This is a genomic window from Mycobacterium heckeshornense (assembly GCF_016592155.1).
In the GTDB taxonomy this organism is placed as follows: Bacteria; Actinomycetota; Actinomycetes; order Mycobacteriales; family Mycobacteriaceae; genus Mycobacterium; species Mycobacterium heckeshornense.
This window is the reverse complement of sequence record NZ_AP024237.1, coordinates 2,871,188-2,888,572: the sequence shown is the minus strand read 5'-3', so window position 1 is coordinate 2,888,572 and position 17,385 is coordinate 2,871,188. Positions and strand designations below refer to the sequence as shown.

12 protein-coding genes and 8 pseudogenes are annotated in these 17,385 nt (G+C 64.6%); 6 read left to right on the top strand and 14 right to left on the bottom strand.

Features of this window, described 5'->3' with window-relative positions:
* Positions 1 to 7: 7 nt before the first annotated feature.
* Positions 8 to 373 (top strand): hypothetical protein, encoded by a 366-nt coding sequence (locus MHEC_RS13740; protein ID WP_236591476.1) that lies wholly within the window; start codon positions 8 to 10, stop codon positions 371 to 373.
* Positions 374 to 538: 165 nt separating this feature from the next.
* Positions 539 to 736: pseudogene (locus tag MHEC_RS13735) on the top strand (IS256 family transposase); the annotation flags it as partial.
* Between the two features lie 49 nt (positions 737 to 785).
* On the opposite strand, the pseudogene MHEC_RS13730 reads toward MHEC_RS13735, so the two are convergent.
* The 10 genes and pseudogenes from MHEC_RS13730 to MHEC_RS24310 form a co-directional block, all read right to left on the bottom strand.
* Positions 786 to 1,424 (bottom strand): annotated as a pseudogene (locus MHEC_RS13730) (transposase); the annotation flags it as partial.
* A 49-nt stretch (positions 1,425 to 1,473) separates the two neighbouring features.
* Positions 1,474 to 1,938 (bottom strand): annotated as a pseudogene (locus tag MHEC_RS13725) (transposase); the annotation flags it as partial.
* 83 nt (positions 1,939 to 2,021) lie between these two features.
* A complete protein-coding gene (locus MHEC_RS13720) occupies positions 2,022 to 2,822 on the bottom strand; it encodes a transposase (RefSeq protein ID WP_201399517.1) in 801 nt (266 codons plus the stop codon).
* Positions 2,823 to 2,969: 147 nt separating this feature from the next.
* The gene (locus MHEC_RS24720) at positions 2,970 to 4,658 is read right to left on the bottom strand and encodes a transposase (protein ID WP_099869062.1); all 1,689 of its coding nucleotides are present in this window, start codon (positions 4,656 to 4,658) and stop codon (positions 2,970 to 2,972) included.
* Positions 4,659 to 4,711: 53 nt separating this feature from the next.
* Positions 4,712 to 5,140: an IS110 family transposase gene (locus MHEC_RS13710; protein ID WP_236591497.1), complete on the bottom strand. Its 429-nt coding sequence runs from the start codon at positions 5,138 to 5,140 to the stop codon at positions 4,712 to 4,714.
* Positions 5,141 to 5,374: 234 nt separating this feature from the next.
* A pseudogene (locus MHEC_RS24320) lies at positions 5,375 to 5,521 on the bottom strand (transposase); the annotation flags it as partial.
* 48 nt (positions 5,522 to 5,569) lie between these two features.
* Positions 5,570 to 6,427, bottom strand: coding sequence for a site-specific integrase (locus tag MHEC_RS24315; protein ID WP_236591472.1), 858 nt, complete (start codon positions 6,425 to 6,427; stop codon positions 5,570 to 5,572).
* A gap of 753 nt (positions 6,428 to 7,180) precedes the next feature.
* A complete protein-coding gene (locus MHEC_RS13695) occupies positions 7,181 to 7,498 on the bottom strand; it encodes a helix-turn-helix domain-containing protein (protein WP_048893880.1) in 318 nt (105 codons plus the stop codon).
* 2 nt (positions 7,499 to 7,500) lie between these two features.
* Positions 7,501 to 8,553, bottom strand: a complete 1,053-nt coding sequence (locus tag MHEC_RS13690) for a tyrosine-type recombinase/integrase (RefSeq protein ID WP_048893879.1) — start codon at positions 8,551 to 8,553, stop codon at positions 7,501 to 7,503.
* Between the two features lie 146 nt (positions 8,554 to 8,699).
* Positions 8,700 to 8,904, bottom strand: a pseudogene (locus MHEC_RS24310) (transposase); the annotation flags it as partial.
* Positions 8,905 to 8,992: 88 nt separating this feature from the next.
* Here MHEC_RS24310 and MHEC_RS13685 point away from each other — a divergent pair.
* Both MHEC_RS13685 and MHEC_RS13680 read left to right on the top strand, forming a co-directional pair.
* Positions 8,993 to 9,658, top strand: coding sequence for a site-specific integrase (locus MHEC_RS13685; RefSeq protein ID WP_053094082.1), 666 nt, complete (start codon positions 8,993 to 8,995; stop codon positions 9,656 to 9,658).
* A pseudogene (locus MHEC_RS13680) lies at positions 9,630 to 9,845 on the top strand (transposase); the annotation flags it as partial. The gene MHEC_RS13685 and the pseudogene MHEC_RS13680, both read left to right, overlap by 29 nt.
* 161 nt (positions 9,846 to 10,006) lie before the next feature.
* Here the strand turns inward: MHEC_RS13680 and MHEC_RS13675 are convergent.
* Entirely contained in the window at positions 10,007 to 11,740 is a 1,734-nt protein-coding gene (locus MHEC_RS13675) for an IS1634 family transposase (protein WP_071700660.1), read from the bottom strand.
* 328 nt (positions 11,741 to 12,068) lie between these two features.
* Between MHEC_RS13675 and MHEC_RS25045 the strand changes: the two are divergent.
* Positions 12,069 to 13,830: pseudogene (locus MHEC_RS25045) on the top strand (IS1634 family transposase).
* A 97-nt stretch (positions 13,831 to 13,927) separates the two neighbouring features.
* Here the strand turns inward: MHEC_RS25045 and MHEC_RS13665 are convergent.
* From MHEC_RS13665 to MHEC_RS13655, 3 genes and pseudogenes are all read right to left on the bottom strand, one after another.
* Positions 13,928 to 14,320, bottom strand: a pseudogene (locus tag MHEC_RS13665) (tyrosine-type recombinase/integrase); the annotation flags it as partial.
* Between the two features lie 121 nt (positions 14,321 to 14,441).
* On the bottom strand, positions 14,442 to 14,891 hold the full coding sequence (locus MHEC_RS13660; RefSeq protein WP_201399564.1) for a hypothetical protein: 450 nt from the start codon (positions 14,889 to 14,891) through the stop codon (positions 14,442 to 14,444).
* 148 nt (positions 14,892 to 15,039) lie between these two features.
* Positions 15,040 to 15,372 (bottom strand): hypothetical protein, encoded by a 333-nt coding sequence (locus tag MHEC_RS13655; RefSeq protein ID WP_152967096.1) that lies wholly within the window; start codon positions 15,370 to 15,372, stop codon positions 15,040 to 15,042.
* A 180-nt stretch (positions 15,373 to 15,552) separates the two neighbouring features.
* On the opposite strand from MHEC_RS13655, the gene MHEC_RS13650 reads away from it, so the two are divergent.
* The gene (locus tag MHEC_RS13650; protein WP_071700660.1) at positions 15,553 to 17,286 is read left to right on the top strand and encodes an IS1634 family transposase; all 1,734 of its coding nucleotides are present in this window, start codon (positions 15,553 to 15,555) and stop codon (positions 17,284 to 17,286) included.
* The last annotated feature ends 99 nt before the right edge of the window (positions 17,287 to 17,385 follow it).

Here is a 17,385-nt window from a genome sequence, read left to right as displayed (position 1 = left end):
CTTAGCCATGACAATGGTTTACGCACGAATTGCTGATAAGACCGTCGCCGAGGAGTACTTCGCCGTCACCGAGAAAGTGGAACTACTCTACGGCCAACCCCATCAACTCGCCGGCGACGACGAAGGCCGCGAAATGCGCAAACTGCGTAACGAGATGCACCGCCGCATGCTGGGCAACGGCTACTGCGCACGACCGGTCGAGATGGACTGCCACTTCGAGTCCATCTGCGAATCCTGCAGCTTCTTCGTTACCACCCTCGAGTTCCGGCCCACGCTGCAACGCCAGCGCGACGATGCCGCCAACAAGGGCCAACTCGGCCGCCAGAAGATCTTCGACGGCATCCTCGACCGCCTCGATACCACCGCCTCGTGACCGCCCTACTTGACTCGATCACCCGCATAAGTACAACACCAGCCGGCTCATGCACCGACTCGGACTGAAACCACCCATCGAATACGAGGCCGACTACCATGCACACCACACCGGTCAGCCGACCGGCGCAAAGTAAACCGGTGTGCACAAAACCCAGGGCGATTCAACGCGCGCATCCGGCGAGCGGTCAATGCCCGTGGGCACTTTCCCACCGACGCGGCCGCGCTGAAATGCGTCTACATGGCGATCATGAGCATCGATCCCACCGGCCGCGGCCGCAAACGCTGGAGCAACCGCTGGAAGGAGGCCTTAAACGCTTTCGACATCACATTTGACGGACGCCTGTCCGCTGCACGAAAGTAGAACCGACACAACCATTTACACCGTTATCCGTACAGACCCCCCGAGGTCGCTACGCGGTGGCTGAGATGGGATCGGCTTGGTCGGTGTCGGTACTCATGGTGGCCGGCGGCGGCCGCAGTTCATGGGGTGGGTCAAGCAGTGATCGGCGTAGATCTTGCAGCAATCGGGTGCCGCCCGGGGTCATGGTCAGACCGCGCCAACCGGCTGAGGCGCGATCCAGTACGGCCCACACCAGGCTGATGGCACTGGTCTCGCCAGGGAATCGGCCAATGACCTTGGTCCGTCGCTTGGTCTCCCCGAAGGAGCGCTCAATAAGATTCGAATGTCGAACGCGCCCATGGTGTTCGACCGGGAACCGCAGATAGGCCGTCAGCCCTGCTTTGTCGGTGAGCAGGATCCGCATCGCCGCTGGGTAGAGGTCGCAGTATTTGGCGGCGAACGCCTCGATCCGCGTGTCGATGATCTCAACCAGCTGGGGCCCCGGTTCGATGCCCAGGTCGGTGGTGTCGAAAATTGCCCAGTAGCCGTCGCGGACCTCGGCTTGCATCCCGGTGGGAATCTTGGCGAGCACGTTTCGGAGTCGATGAATAAGACATCTCTGGTGCAACGCTTCTGGGTAGATGTGTTCGATGGCCGCGATCAAGCCCTTGGCGCCGTCAGAGACAACCAGCAGCGGGGTTCCAGAGCCCGTCACGATTTCTGTGTAAGTCTGAGGTGACTTGACAACGAGTTGTATTCTAACACAACGGAATCCGTCCAGGGAACAGTTTCGCCAGGGTGTTAAGCGCCACAGTCCAGTTGTAGGTTCCCGTCCCCGAATAGCCTCCTCTGTGGCTGGAGATGTTGCGCAACCCCAAGTACAGCAACTTGATCGCAGAGTCCTTGTCCGGGAAATGTCCGCGGTTCTTGGTGATTTTGCGTAGCTGGAAATTGATGGACTCGATCGCGTTTGTCGTGTACACGATCTTGCGTAGTTCCACCGGGTAATCCAGGAAGGCAATGAACTCTGGCCAGGCGCCCCGCCACACGTCGATCGCGCCGGGGTATTGCGCACCGAAATCGCGGTCAAACTCTTTGAGCGCGAGCTCAGCGGCATCTACGGTGGGCGCCGAATAGATGGCCCGCATCGACGAGGCGACCTTGCGGCGGTCCTTATACGACACGAACCGCATCGCATTGCGAATAACATGCACCACGCAGACTCCCGCTGTCAACCTCGGGTCGTGGGCATGATTGATCGCCGCGGCTGGCTGACTTTGCTCAGCGCGGGGGCGGGGTGGGGTTGTTAGGCGGCGGTGGCGCGGTGGTGGATGGCCGGGTCGTAGGGGTTGTGGTCGTGCCAGCAGCGCCACAAGATGCGACACCAGCGGGCGCCCAGGCCACGCAGGGCACGATGGTGTGGTTGGCCGGCGGCGCGGGCGTGTTGGTAGATGTCGGCCGACCAGAGGTCTTCACGGACGGCGACGAACATCCACCAGTCGATGGCGTGCCGCATCCGCCGGTTGGCGGCGTAGCGGAAGCGAACCTGACGTGTGCGCCCGGACACCTTGGTGACCGGAGCCAAGCCGGTCTCTGCCAACAATGACGGCGCCGAAGGAAAACGACTGCGCTCCTCACCCATTTCGGAGATCAACACGGCGGCGGTGACCGGTCCGATGCCGGGGAAACTGGTGAAGATCGGGGTGTCCGGGTGCGCCTCAAGCAGTTCGCCCAGTCGTTTGTCATGGGCTCGCAAATGGGTGTTGAGTAGAGCCAGTTGTTCGGTGAATGCTTTGGCCGCCAACGCTTTGCCAGCAACGGTGCCGTCGCTCGCCGATAGCAGATGCGGCTGCATCCGGGCGACAAGTGTCTCGGGTTTGTGCCGGCCACTGTAGCCGTGCCGGGACGTGAACGCGCCCATCCGCGCAGCGGTGATCCGGCCCGCCTGCACGGGAGTGGGATAGCTGCGGATGAAGGACAGGGTGATGTCCCGGTCCAGTGCAGAAAACAGGTGCAACGGGCACGGATGATAGGCATCCAAGATTGACCGCAGTCGATTCTCGGTGTCCACCTGCATATCCAGGATGCGTTGACGATCGCGGCTCACTGCGGTCAGCTCCGCTAGGACGGCGCTGATGTAGTGACCCCCGTGGGGCGGGGATTTGGCGGTATCGAGATTTCGACGGCTGTGATGGCTTTCGCTGGCTGATCTGATCGGGGTAGCCGTGTGGCCGGGTGGCCCGGTGGTCCCGGATCAGGCGATGGCCCAACCCCCGGCGTGTGGGTGCAAGCCCAAGGTGGCCAACCGGGCGAGGTTGATCGCTCCTGCTCGGGCCAGGATGTCGGTCAGGATGCGTTTTTGGCCGCGGCACCGCGCCTTGCGACCACCCCAGGGGCGGCGGGTGAAGTGACTGATCTTGCGTTCCACGACCGGCCGATACGTTCGGTAATCGGCCTGCCAGGCCGGATCGCGTTGGCGGGCCTTGGCGTGCTGCAGGGCGGCTTCATGGGCATGGATGGTGATCACCCGCCCGCGACGGGCTTTGGTGCACTCCGCCTGCAGTGGGCAGGACCCACAGAACGCACCGAAGCGAGCGACCTGCTGACGCCGCCCGGTGCTGATCGCCACGGTGTGCTCGGCCGGGCAGGTCACGGTGCCGGCGGCCAGGTCGATACCGAACCGGTCTTTGGAATAGCCGTTGGCGTTGCGCACCGGGGGCACCTTGGCGCGCATGTCATGACCCCGCCCGGTCTGCTCATCCAGGGTGGCCCCATCGGCGTAAGCCGAATCGCCATACACCTCAAAGACGTTCGGCTCCGACTCGTTGTGCACATGCTCGCCGTGATCGGTGATCGTTTCATCGGCATCGGCATCGGCATCGGTGGCGGCATCGGTGCTGCTGTCGGTGTCGGGGGCGGTGGCGGGTGCAGCACTTCTGATGTCGGTGGCGGGGTTGCCCAACAGCTCATCGATGACCTCACGGTCGGCGGCGTTGGCCGCGGTGATGGCCACCCCGGTGATCAGCTCGTCGTCGGGGTCGATACCCAGATGGGACTTGTAGCCATCGAAGGTCCGCGCCCGCGACTTATGCCCATGGCGGGCTTCGGTATCGACGGTGGAGATCATCCGGTCTTTGGCCACTCGCCGGGCAATGCGGAAGATTCCGTCGTCGCCGGCTTCGACGTCTTGGCCGGCCACCAGCGCCAACAACTCGACCGCCTCACTGAGTGCCCCATCGAGCTTGCGGCCGTCGAGGGCCTCCAGTGCGGCGTTGGCGTCGCGCACCAGCGCATCGACCAAGGCTTCACGCGCTTTGGGGTCATCCCAGTCACACGGTGGTTTGCCCAGGCTGGCGTAGTCATCGTCGCGGGTCAGCACGGTGCGCACCGCACCGGCCACTTCCGGATCGGCCCGATCAGCCACGGTCAGCAGTTTGCGGATCGCGGCCCGCAGCTGGATCACCGTGTCCTGGGTGGCCACCGCATCCAACAGCGGCGTCGAATCCAGCACCCGGCGTCGTCCCCGCAACAACCCCGCCGCTCGCGCGGTGGTGTTCACGTCCTCGAACAACCGCCGTGGCCGATCCGATGCGCGTAGCCGGTTGCGCATGCCGACCAGCACCGTGGGATGAAAAGCCTCGGCGTCCACCGTCAACCCGGCGGCCGCTTTCCAGCGCAGATCAAAGGCCAACCGGTCACACGCCTCCCGATCCGACAATCCCTCATAGGCCTGCAGCAGCATCACTGTGGCCATCACCCGCGCCGGCACCGTCGGTCGACCCAGCGCCGAGCGCTTGAACAGATCAGCGAAATAGTCATCGTCAAACAGTGCACCGCCGTGCTCGGCCAACAGCCGGTAAATACTGCCCGCCGGCAGCTGATCACCCACCAGCAGCATCACGTCATCGAACCGGCCCTGCCGATCCTCCCGTCCCAAAGCCACACATCAGATCCTCGTCGACCACCTACGCGAAATCCGCTCAGGCACGCCGAAAGTCAGCGACTAAAACAGCACCGCCCTAGAAGCGGCGACGGAACGGCCAACGGCCGCCACTGGGCATACTGGTGACGCAACGTATCGGCCAACACATAGGCATCGAATTCGTCGGACTTGGCGGCCGCCATCCGATAGCGTTCGCGTGCTCGCGCCGAGATTTTCGGTGACACGCAATAAATTTCGGCATCGCAGTGGTGCTGGAGATATTCGACCAGTAGCCCTTCGGCCCGCTCGATCGCGATCCGGACCGCACCGGTGAACGAAGCAATCAACCCGACCAGGACGGCCAGACCATCGACGGTGTGAGCGACCTTGCGACTGAGCAGCTGCTGGCCGGTGCCATCCAGCACACACAGGTGATGGAAGCGCCCGCCCCAGTCGATCCCACACCAGAAGCTGTTCGGCCGTTGCAGAGTACTCTGATTCATTGCACTTGGATCCCTTTCAATGTGAAAGGTTCACCCTGCGATCGCGAGGCCTGCCCGGAACCTCATCTCGGCACTCACCGCCCACAGCGGTGGCGCTGCTCTCGCTGGCCGGTCCACGCCCCGCAGCCACCACGGGCGGACAGGTCTGCATGTGGACCTCGAAGGTGACGCGTTTGCGTGGGCCCTGCCCGTGGTGGTGCAGGTGAACGCCGAGACCATCCCGGCCGATCCATTGTTAATAGATGAGGTTTGGATCACGGTATCGGGGAAGATCGAGCGGATCGCATCAGGCAAGCCGGTCAGCCCGTCGCAGCAGGCGATGAGGATGTCGCGTACTCCGCGGTTGCGCAGGTCGATGATGACCTTCTGCCAAAACCGTGCGAAAGCGCACGGGTTCGCGCGAAGGTGTGCGAGGTGGCGCCTGAAGTATCACGAGTTCGGCAGACGGGCGGTGTCAACGTGGTCTGCGAGGTAGGCGACGACAGCTTCGTGGTGCATGCCGTAGGCAGCGGCGACGAGTTTCGCGTCGACCGTGCCGACGAGGTCTACCAGCCGTGTCGAGCGCAGGATCCGGGGCTGGATGCCGACCGCGCGCAGGGTGTTCTTGATGTAGCCGTCGGAGGCCGGCGCCCGGGTGGCTTTGGTCTGCATGGTGACCAACAGGTGGGAATTGTTGCCGCCCAGCACCTTCCGGTGGTCGAGGCAGCGATGCAGTGCGGTCCAGGTCCACGGGTCCAATGGGGTGGGTTGTGGTCGGCGACCCAGCCGGATCCGGCGGCGGTTGTTGTCGATGTCCGCATCGGTGAGGTGCTGCAGTTCTTGTGTGGTGGCGCCGTGCAGCAGGGCGGCCAGCCCGACGAACGCCTCGTGCGGGTGCACCTCGGGGTCTGTGCTCCACCGCTGGAACAGTTCGCGTTGCCGGTCGACAGGCAGCGTCGGGCCGCGGAATGCCATGGTCTGCGGCGCAGTCAAGCCTTTCGTGGGGTTGATGAGCATTAGCCGGCGGCGCAGACCGTAGCGGCAGAACTGGCGCAGCCCGGTCAGGTAGAAGGCACGCCGGCTGGGATGAGCGTGCAGGAAGGCTTCGATGTCGCCGACCTCAATGGTGGCCCAGTCAGTTTTGCCGCGCGCCATGGACAAGAACTGAGCGAAGTCACGCACGGCCCCAAGCCGGGCCTCGAGCGTGGGATGCCCGCGCGGGTGGGTGCCGGTGCGGCGGGCACGATCGCGGCTGGCGACCAGGTGCTCGGCAAACCCGGCCACCGCCTGGCGCAGGGGTGGGGGCACCGCGTCGATACGGGATTGGCGGCGGGTGGCGGCGCGGCGTTCCTCGCGATCGGTCGGTAACGCCAGTTGACGGGCGGTGAGGAAGTCCTCCAGGCCCGCGCGAGCGGAACGTCAGTGGCCACGGATTCCAGCAGGGCCTGCGGATGCACCGGGTGGTTGTCGGCCAATCGTGTGCCGAGCCGGGTCAGCATGGCGCAGGCGCGGTCGGGATGGTGGCGTCCGATGAGATAGGCGGCGAAGTCGCCGAGCCAGTCGGGTGGATTCTCGAGTGTCGCCGCAAGATTAGCCGCTCGGACTGGGATTCGATGCGGCGAGCGGGCCCAACATCTTTGGCACCGTCCCGCCCCGGTCAGTCGAGTGACCCGTCCGCAGTCGACACAGGCCGCATCCGGATTCGGTGGCCGGCCCGGATGTGAGCAGGAGCCACACCAGCCGGTGGTGGGTCGCAGGATCCGGCGTTTTCCGCAGCGTGGACACTCGGCTCGGTTGGCGTCCAAGCGTTGCCGCCGAGCGCACTGCCCGCAGAGGTCGCGGTCGACGAACAGCACTGGCGCATTGCAGATCCGGCAGGTGCGCGAACAGCGCGCGCAGCATCCGGTGTCCGGCCCCAGAACCCGCAACACACCGCAGCGCGGGCAGCGGTGTTTGATCGGTGCGTGACACCGCGCCCAGTGGCAACGAGCACAAAGGTCACGCTCTGGTTTGCCGACCGCGCGACCACAGCACCGGCAGTCCCGGACCCGGCGGGTCATGCTAGATCGGCGGCATCGACCGGCCCCGCCGCGACGCTGGCGCGTCGTTGACCGCGACCTTGGCCGGCTTCGGTGAAATCTGTTGTGTGACAGGGGTGGTATCGATGTCAAACAGGTCATTGGGCGAGCATTCCAGTGCGGTGCACAACGCGATCAAGGTGGACAGCTTGATCTGACTGGGCTGTTTGGTGAACAACGCCGACACCGACGCCGAAGACAGCTCCAATCCAGCCTTCTCCGCCAGCAGCCGTTGCAGTTGGGCGCCGGTCCACACCTCCCGCTGGGCGGCGGCCATCCGAAGTTTCCACCTGATCTGCATACTCACTCCTGCCCGGTCAGTTCGCTCAGCGTCGCCGAGATCGCACGCTGATAGGCGTCTTCGATGAAGGTCTCCGACGGGCGCACATACCGCATGGTCGACGCGACCGTCCAGTGTCCTAAAAGCTGTTGAATGGCAACGAGATCCACGCCTCGCTCATAGTTGTGGGTCGCACAGGCACGGCGCATCCCATGCGGGCTGAACCACTCACCTTCAGGCCGGCCTTCCACTCTCATCAAATGCCGCAACCGGTTGCGGATGGTGGCCGCGGCCATTGGGCCGCCGGACTCATCACACAGCAACACCGGACTGTCCGGGAACCGGCCGCGCACATCGTCGAGATACCAGCGCAACACCAGATCCAGCCCGTCTAACATCGGCACCCAACGCGGCCGCGGCCCGGAGCCCTTGGCGCCCTTACCGAACCGCACATGCAGCTTGCCGAACGTGCCGCGCCCAAAATGCACATCCGAGCAGTCGAGCATCACCACTTCTTCCGACCGCAGCCCGGCGTGATACAGCGTGCGGAACAGCGCATAATCCCGCGCGGCCGGCGCATACTTGCGGGCAGTCGCAATCCGACCCTTCAGGAACTCGAAGAACGCGCCCACCCGCTCCGCCGTCGGCGGCGCCTCCGTGCTCGGCGAGTCGTCGCTGACATGGCGGGCGGCGTTGAACTCGTCCAATGGACAGGCCAGCCGGACCCCGAACGCCGCCTCGATCTCCGCGGCCTTGCGGACCTCAAGGAACCGGTGAAAGCCCTTGAACACCTGCAGATAATTGCGTCGCGTCGACACCGCCCGACCCGAACTGGCGAGCTCGCCCACCACCCGGTCGACGTCCTCAGCGGTCACCTCCCACGCCGGGCGCCCCAGCGCCACCAGCATCCGCTCCAACACACCGACGTCGTTGGTGATCGTCGATTCGGCGAACCCGCGCGCGGTCCACGACGCCACGAACGCCTCCACGCATTCGGCCTGAAACCGCTGCGGATCTCGCGTCTCCACGACCGCCGCGACCTCGCCGGTGATCACCCGCAGCCGCCCGTCTCCCACCGCGTACCTTCCTCGCACCTAGGGTTTCAAGGCAGTACCTTAACTCGCGGGCTTACACCTGGAACATCAGCGACACGCCCGTAGACCGGAAAACCTCAGGCAGCAGCGCCAATCCGGGGAAACGAACCTGTGCTCGTTCCATATCAATGAGCCTTCGGGAACGCGGTGAACGCCGACACGTCGGTCTTGGCGTCGGCCATCATGGCCGCCACCTTCGGAAACGCCGCCGCGAGGGTCAGCGACCCGGTCCCACTGGGCGGCGACCTCCTCGGGGTCGGTGTGAGCGAAGATCGTCTTGACCGCCGCAGTCACCGCCGGAGCGTGCTTGGCAGCCACCGCGGTGTGCAGGTTATCCGTTAACCGGCCCTCGTCGGGGCGACACGCTCGGCGCGAGTGAGGTCCCACCAGCGAGGCGTGTGGGTGCTGACACTTGAGGTCGGTGGCTTTCGGCTTGGAGGTGCCGATGGGGCTTCGGGTAGCCGGCGACGGAGATGTCTTCGTCATTGCCGGGGAAGTCGCCGCTGGGCAGCGCGACGACGTCGCGGTGGTGAACCGGTTTCTGGCGCATCTGAAGGGCAGGAACTTCGCTCGGGCGACGCGGCGCGCGTATGCGTTTGACGTGTTGAACTTCTTGCGGTTCCTTGCCGAGCCGGGCGTTGGTCTGGCCGAGGTGCGCCCGACCGACTTGTTCGACTATCTGGACTGGCAGAGCCAGCCTAAGCGCACTGCGAGCTGGACAGTGGTCCGGTTGTGCGAGCGGCGGGGCGCCGCCCCAGCGACGCAGAACCGGCGCATCGCCGCGGTGCGGGCACTTTTCGAGTTCGCGGTGATCACTGGCGTGGTGATGGCCAGTCCGGTGCCGGCACCGCGGCGCACCAGCGGGCTTCGGGCGCGTCGGGGCCTGCTGGGCCATATCCCGGCTCGTCACCCGCGGTCAGGCGGCCGGCTGGTGCGCGAACAGCGGCTATTGAACCGCCCCGGGATGTCCGGAGACTCCACTTCTTGGGAGGGTTGGAGTCGTGTCAGCGAATTCGTCGAGGAGGTACCCGCCGGAGTTGCGGGAGCGGGCAGTGCGGATGGTCGCCGAGATCCGCGATCAGCATGAGACGGAGTGGGCAGCCATGCGCGCGGTGGCCGAGTTGCTCGGTGTCGGGACCACCGAGACCGTGCGCAAATGGGTGCGCCAGGCTGAGATCGATGCCGGGGCGCGTCCGGGAGTATCGACCGAGGAGTCCGCTGAGCTCAAGAGGCTGAAGCGGGAGAACGCAGGACTCAAGCGCGCCACCGTTATCTGGAGTCCGGTGCCGGTGCGGTCGTCTGAGCTGGTGTTTCGTGTTGTGGACGGTGTCGATGACGGTCGTGCGGGTGGGGTGTGCTGGCGGTTTAGCCCGAAGTTCCCCCTGGTGTGGAGCGGTTTAGTGGGTTGAGCTGGGGTTTTGTGTTGGTGTGCTGACTACGCGAGTCCGTGGCGGTGTGAGACGCCGAGTAGTTCGAAGGCTCGCCGCTGTAGTGGGGTGGGGTTGGTGATCTTGGTGAATGCCGGCAGGTCGTCGGTGGGCTGGATGTGGTTGGCGCAGATGGTGGCCAGGTCGGCGAGCAGGCTGGTGAAGCTGTGCACCGGGTAGTCGTTTTCGGTGCGTTTGCGCGCTGCCTTGGCCAGCGCTTGATCGGAGCGTTGGGCGGGAGCGACGGGGTCGGCACGTTTGGCGGCGGCGGCGGGTTTGTCGTTGTCCTGGAAAAGGATTGGTGCGAGGGCTTGTTTCATGTGCCAGCTGATGTAGTAGGACAGCATCCGTAGGAGCATGTGCGCGCGCACCCGATCGGCGAGGCGGTGCCGGATGGGTCGCACGTCCAGTTCGGTGTTGAGGGTGCGGAAGAACCGTTCGACGTCGGCGAGGTCCTTGTAGCGCAGCACGACCTCGTCGCGCTGCAGTGTCTGGTCGGGCAGGCTGGTGCGGAGCACGTAGATGCCGTCGAGGGCGGCCTCGGCGGCGATGGCGTCCTGGTTGCGGGAGAAACTGAACGCTTCGTCGGTGATTTGCAGGTCAAAATGCTTGGCCATCTTGAACTTGTTGCGCACCTTGCCCACCCGCAGCGCGATCTTGTCCCGCCCGCGTAGTGGTCGTTTGGCGCGGCGGGTGGCCTCGGCGATGGTCTGTAGTTCGTGTTCGGTGGCCGCCAGCAGCTCGCCGCGTTTGCGGGCACGCTCATCAGCCAGGGCGGGGTTGTGGCAGCACACCAGCCGCTCGCCGGGGTAGTCGGGGTGGGTGATCTCGAACAGGTTCTGCTCGTCGAACAGCGACAGCTGCAGCGCCCCGTCGTCGACCAATGCCTTGATCTGCGGGGCGCGCAGCGCGCTGATCCAATCCAACTGCGCCGGGTGCAGCTCGTCGCGGATGCGCGCGCTGGTGAGCATGCCCCGATCCCCCACCAGGGCGATGGTGGTCAGCCCGAACCGGGTCTTGAGCTTGGTGATCTGGGCGCCCAGGGTTTTCGGGTCGGCGGTGTTGCCGTCGAACACCTCAATGGCGATCGGCACCCCGGCTGGTGAGCACAGCAGCCCGTAGACGATCTGCAACCGGCCTTTGACCCCGTCGCGGGCATGCCCGATTTTCCCTAACGGGCAGGTGTGGCCCTCGAACGCCGCCGAGGACACGTCATAGAGCACCAGGGTTCCGTTGGCCAGATGCCGTGCGGCCAACGAGTTTTCGATGGCATCCTGGCGCTCGACCACCCAGTCCATCGCGTCATACAGGTCATCCTCATCGGCACCCGCCACGCCCAGCACCGCACCCAGGGTGCTGGTGGCGGTCTCGATGCGCAGCCCGCGCGCCATCGCCAGCTTGGAGCCCGGCTCGATCACCGACGCGGCCAGCATGGCGCACACCAAGTCCCGGTTACGCGACGGGGCGGGGTCGATCAGCTCGGCCATGCCCAGCTTGGCGGCGGTGCCCAACACCGCGGCCACATGCCCGTGCGGCAGGCTGCGGGTGATGTCAAACGCCCCGGCCAGATCGCCCGTCCCCGGCAGGCCCTTGAGCGCGCGCTGCAGTTTGTCCACCTTGTGCTCGGGCCAGCGCGACAGGTTGGCCAGCGTGCGGGTTTTCACCTTGCCGTTCTCGCGGTAACTTTCGCGCAACAGCACCGCCGGCGGTGATCCACGGTTGGGCACCCGCGTCACGTACATGATTACTTTCTAGCACAACAGCAGTACGAGAGTAGCGAATTTAGAAAATGACACGCCGAACAAGTCTTGCGAATACATGATTACGCCTTGCCGGCACATGAACACTGAAACACCTGCTCACAAAGCAGAAAGGAAATCAGCCCCCTCTCAGAAGGGGGGGAACTTCGGTTTAGCCCGAAGTTGCGGCAAGTGAGGTAGACGGAATCTACGGCTGAGCTCAGATTCTGTCGGTTTGCGGATTGATAATGTAGCCAGTGAATATCGTGTGTCGATTCACAATATGCTTGAGTTGATCTATTACCATTGAGTGGTGGCGAAGCCAGCGCGGATGCACGTAGCCCGAACACCGAGCAAGTATGTGGACAAGGCGGGCAACGTTCGCCGCTATGAGTCGGTCCTGGTGCGCCGCACCTATCGAGACGGCAAGAAAGTCCGCCACGAGACGCTGGCGAACCTGTCCAAGCTGCCCGCCGACGTGATCGCCGCGGTTGAGGGCACGCTCAAGGGCCAGGTGCTGGTGCCGGCCGGGTCTGAGTTCACGATCACCCGGTCACTGCCGCATGGGGATGTGGCGGCGGTAGCTGCGATGGCCCGCCAGTTGGGGTTTCCGGCGTTGTTGGGGCCGGCGTGCCGGTCGAGGGATCTGGTGTTCGCGCTGATCATCTCCCGGGTGATCCAACCGGCCTCCAAGCTGTCCACGCTGGCCTCGTGGGCCGATTCCACCGTGGGGGTCGATCTGGATGTGGCCACCGCATCCACCGACGAGATCTACGCTGCGATGGACTGGCTGGCCGACCGGCAAGACACGATCGAAAAGAAGCTGGCTGCCAAACACTTAGGGCCACAGGCTAATCCCTCGCGGATGGCGTTGTTTGATCTGACCAGTGCCTGGATGACCGGACGGTGTTGCGAGCTGGCCTTGCGCGGGTATTCGAGGGACGGTAAAAAAGGGCTACCGCAAATCGAATACGGCATCCTCACCGATCCAGCCGGCCGCCCGGTGGCGGTGCGGGTGTTTGCCGGTAACACCGCCGACCCGGTCGCCTTCACCGACATCGTCGAGGTGGTGCGCACCCAATTCGGGCTTGATCGGTTGGTGCTGGTCGGTGATCGCGGCATGATCACCTCCGCGCGTATCGACGCAATCCGTGAACTCAATGACAACCCAGACACCGCAACTGGTTTCGGATGGCTCACCGCGCTGCGCGCCCCCCCAGATCGCCGTGCTGGCCGCCGATGACGGGCCGCTGCAGATGAGCTTGTTCGATACCCAGGACCTCGCCGAAATCACCCACCCCGACTATCCCGGCGAACGGCTCATCGCCTGCCGCAACCCCGCCCTGGCCGCCCAACGCGCCCGCAAACGCGCCGCCCTGCTGGCCGCCACCGAGATCGACCTGGGCGCCATCGCCGAACGGGTGGCTGCCGGCCGGCTGACCGGAGCCGGCCGCATCGGGGAAGCCGTCGGCAAAATCATCGATAAATACAAGATGGGCAAGCACTTTGAGCGCACCATCACCGACACCAGCCTCACCTACCACCGCAACCAGGCCGGCATCGACACCGAAACCGCCCTCGATGGCATCTACGTGCTACGCACCAGCGTGCCCGCCACCGACCTCGACGCCCCAGGCGTGGTCGTCGGCTACAAGAACTTGGCCCACGTCGAACGCGACTTCCGCAGCATCAAAACCGACGACCTCGACCTACGACCCATCCGCCACCGGCTCACCGAACGGGTCAAAGCCCACGTGTTGATCTGCATGCTGGCCTGCTATGTGACCTGGCACCTGCGCCAGGCCTGGGCGCCGCTGACCTTCACCGACGAACACCCACCCCTACGCGACAACCCCGTCGCACCGGCCCAACGCTCCCAAGCTGCCCAAACCAAAGCCGCCACCCGCCACGCCCCCGACGGCACCGCGCTGCGCAGCTTCCGCGGCCTGCTCACCCACCTGGCGACCCTGACCCGCAACGACATTCGCTACCACGGCACCAACACCACCGTGCCCACCCTGGCCGAATCCACCCCCGAACAGCGCCGCGCCTTCGAACTCATCAAGACCCCCATCCCCCTCCAAGTGGCGTAGCCAGAACAACCGACCCGACAAATCAACAAAACACCAGCTCAATCAGTAAATCCGACCGACAAACCGCCGCAACTTCGGGTTAGCATGGTCCGATCGTTATCCGATTGCGATGTGGCTGGGGTGCGGTGGTGATCAGTTCCAGGGTCTGTTGGCGTTGCGTGCGGTGCTGGGGCAGGAATTCGGGGGTGGTGAGGAACATGGGGCAGGTCAGGCAGGCGTTGGCGTGTGGGCAGGACTGCTGTACCGGCAGCCCACAGTAGCCGTTGGGCAGGGCCTGGGTTGCTTGGGCCAGGCGCTGTTTGGCCCAGACGGCGTCGGAGAGTGGCCCATCTGGGTCGAAAACCACTGTGCGGCCGGTGATATCGACCTTGCGGGCGGCTTCCCAAGCCCGTCTGACGGTGGTGTCGTGCATTCGGGCGTAGTGGGCGGTCATCTGTGGTGAGTCGTGGTCGAGGATGCGGCGCACGACCTCCTGCGGAACATCCCGGTTGAAACTGGTGAACGGCGTTGTTCGATGATGTCGAATGCTATTGGTGGATTTACTCATCCGGCGTGCCTGGCCGTGGCCACGCTGGTGGTGTCGGCCGGTTTGTTGGGTACTGTCGCCGCAGCTACTGAGGCGGCCATTGCCCCTGTGGCAACTGACCTGGCGCGTCCAAGATGATCGGGATTAGAAATGACGCCAGCGCTTGATCCGGTTGGTCGTCTGGTCCCGCATACACCCCGAATGTGTAGGTTCCGCCGCCGTAGATTAGAAACGGCAACATGAGGTTGAAGACCCGCCACTTTAGCGGGCGGTCCGGGACGTCGTCCCACATCCAGATCTGCTCGAGCCTGCCGCGCTTTTGACCGCCAGCATCGTGAACGATGACAAAGAGCTGAGGATCGTGCTCGGTGCCGTTCTCAGTGGAGACGCAGAGCAGGATCGGTGCGGTTGACTGGTGAACCTGCTTGTCCTGAAGGGGCGGCAAGTGAATCTCGACCTGCGGGACACCGACGGCATTAACGGCATCGTTCTCGAGGACGACACCTCGTGTTGGCACAAAGGCATTGATGTGCACGCGGCGCTTTCTTTCTGTTGGGGTCGGTTCCGAAATTGAAGACGGTTTTCTTGACGATGTAGTTGACGATCTCGCAGACGCGGACGAGGTCATCTACGGTGGCGAGTTTGACCCGCAGCCTCGCTCGCTCATCTGCGCACCGGCTCCCTCATCCGGCGGGTTCTATCGCTGGTCCGATTCGGGTCCGGGCAACCTCGGCGGCGTAGTGCGACCAGTCCCCGCCGGCGGCGTGGGCCCAGTCGGCAGCAGTGGTGGTGTGGATGCCGAGCAGGTCGGCGAGGACGGCGGCGGGGACGGTGGTGGCCAGTTGGAGCATCGCTGCGCGGTGGCCGGTCTGGGCGTCAATGCCGAGCCGGCCGAGGCGTGCTCCGAGCCGCGCTGGCGTGATCGATTGTGCGGGAAAGTGTCCGGGGAACAGCCAGTTGCTGCGCGGCGCGGCGAGACTGGCGTGGCGGCGAGGGGTGTCGAGGTGGGCGCGCACGAAACCGGCTAGGCCGAAGTTCCCCCCTTCTGAGAGGGGGCTGATTTCCTTTCTGCTTTGTGAGCAGGTGTTTCAGTGTTCATGTGCCGGCAAGGCGTAATCATGTATTCGCAAGACTTGTTCGGCGTGTCATTTTCTAAATTCGCTACTCTCGTACTGCTGTTGTGCTAGAAAGTAATCATGTACGTGACGCGGGTGCCCAACCGTGGATCACCGCCGGCGGTGCTGTTGCGCGAAAGTTACCGCGAGAACGGCAAGGTGAAAACCCGCACGCTGGCCAACCTGTCGCGCTGGCCCGAGCACAAGGTGGACAAACTGCAGCGCGCGCTCAAGGGCCTGCCGGGGACGGGCGATCTGGCCGGGGCGTTTGACATCACCCGCAGCCTGCCGCACGGGCATGTGGCCGCGGTGTTGGGCACCGCCGCCAAGCTGGGCATGGCCGAGCTGATCGACCCCGCCCCGTCGCGTAACCGGGACTTGGTGTGCGCCATGCTGGCCGCGTCGGTGATCGAGCCGGGCTCCAAGCTGGCGATGGCGCGCGGGCTGCGCATCGAGACCGCCACCAGCACCCTGGGTGCGGTGCTGGGCGTGGCGGGTGCCGATGAGGATGACCTGTATGACGCGATGGACTGGGTGGTCGAGCGCCAGGATGCCATCGAAAACTCGTTGGCCGCACGGCATCTGGCCAACGGAACCCTGGTGCTCTATGACGTGTCCTCGGCGGCGTTCGAGGGCCACACCTGCCCGTTAGGGAAAATCGGGCATGCCCGCGACGGGGTCAAAGGCCGGTTGCAGATCGTCTACGGGCTGCTGTGCTCACCAGCCGGGGTGCCGATCGCCATTGAGGTGTTCGACGGCAACACCGCCGACCCGAAAACCCTGGGCGCCCAGATCACCAAGCTCAAGACCCGGTTCGGGCTGACCACCATCGCCCTGGTGGGGGATCGGGGCATGCTCACCAGCGCGCGCATCCGCGACGAGCTGCACCCGGCGCAGTTGGATTGGATCAGCGCGCTGCGCGCCCCGCAGATCAAGGCATTGGTCGACGACGGGGCGCTGCAGCTGTCGCTGTTCGACGAGCAGAACCTGTTCGAGATCACCCACCCCGACTACCCCGGCGAGCGGCTGGTGTGCTGCCACAACCCCGCCCTGGCTGATGAGCGTGCCCGCAAACGCGGCGAGCTGCTGGCGGCCACCGAACACGAACTACAGACCATCGCCGAGGCCACCCGCCGCGCCAAACGACCACTACGCGGGCGGGACAAGATCGCGCTGCGGGTGGGCAAGGTGCGCAACAAGTTCAAGATGGCCAAGCATTTTGACCTGCAAATCACCGACGAAGCGTTCAGTTTCTCCCGCAACCAGGACGCCATCGCCGCCGAGGCCGCCCTCGACGGCATCTACGTGCTCCGCACCAGCCTGCCCGACCAGACACTGCAGCGCGACGAGGTCGTGCTGCGCTACAAGGACCTCGCCGACGTCGAACGGTTCTTCCGCACCCTCAACACCGAACTGGACGTGCGACCCATCCGGCACCGCCTCGCCGATCGGGTGCGCGCGCACATGCTCCTACGGATGCTGTCCTACTACATCAGCTGGCACATGAAACAAGCCCTCGCACCAATCCTTTTCCAGGACAACGACAAACCCGCCGCCGCCGCCAAACGTGCCGACCCCGTCGCTCCCGCCCAACGCTCCGATCAAGCGCTGGCCAAGGCAGCGCGCAAACGCACCGAAAACGACTACCCGGTGCACAGCTTCACCAGCCTGCTCGCCGACCTGGCCACCATCTGCGCCAACCACATCCAGCCCACCGACGACCTGCCGGCATTCACCAAGATCACCAACCCCACCCCACTACAGCGGCGAGCCTTCGAACTACTCGGCGTCTCACACCGCCACGGACTCGCGTAGTCAGCACACCAACACAAAACCCCAGCTCAACCCACTAAACCGCTCCACACCAGGGGGAACTTCGGGCTAGAGGGGGTGTATAAGTTAAACGGTGTAACT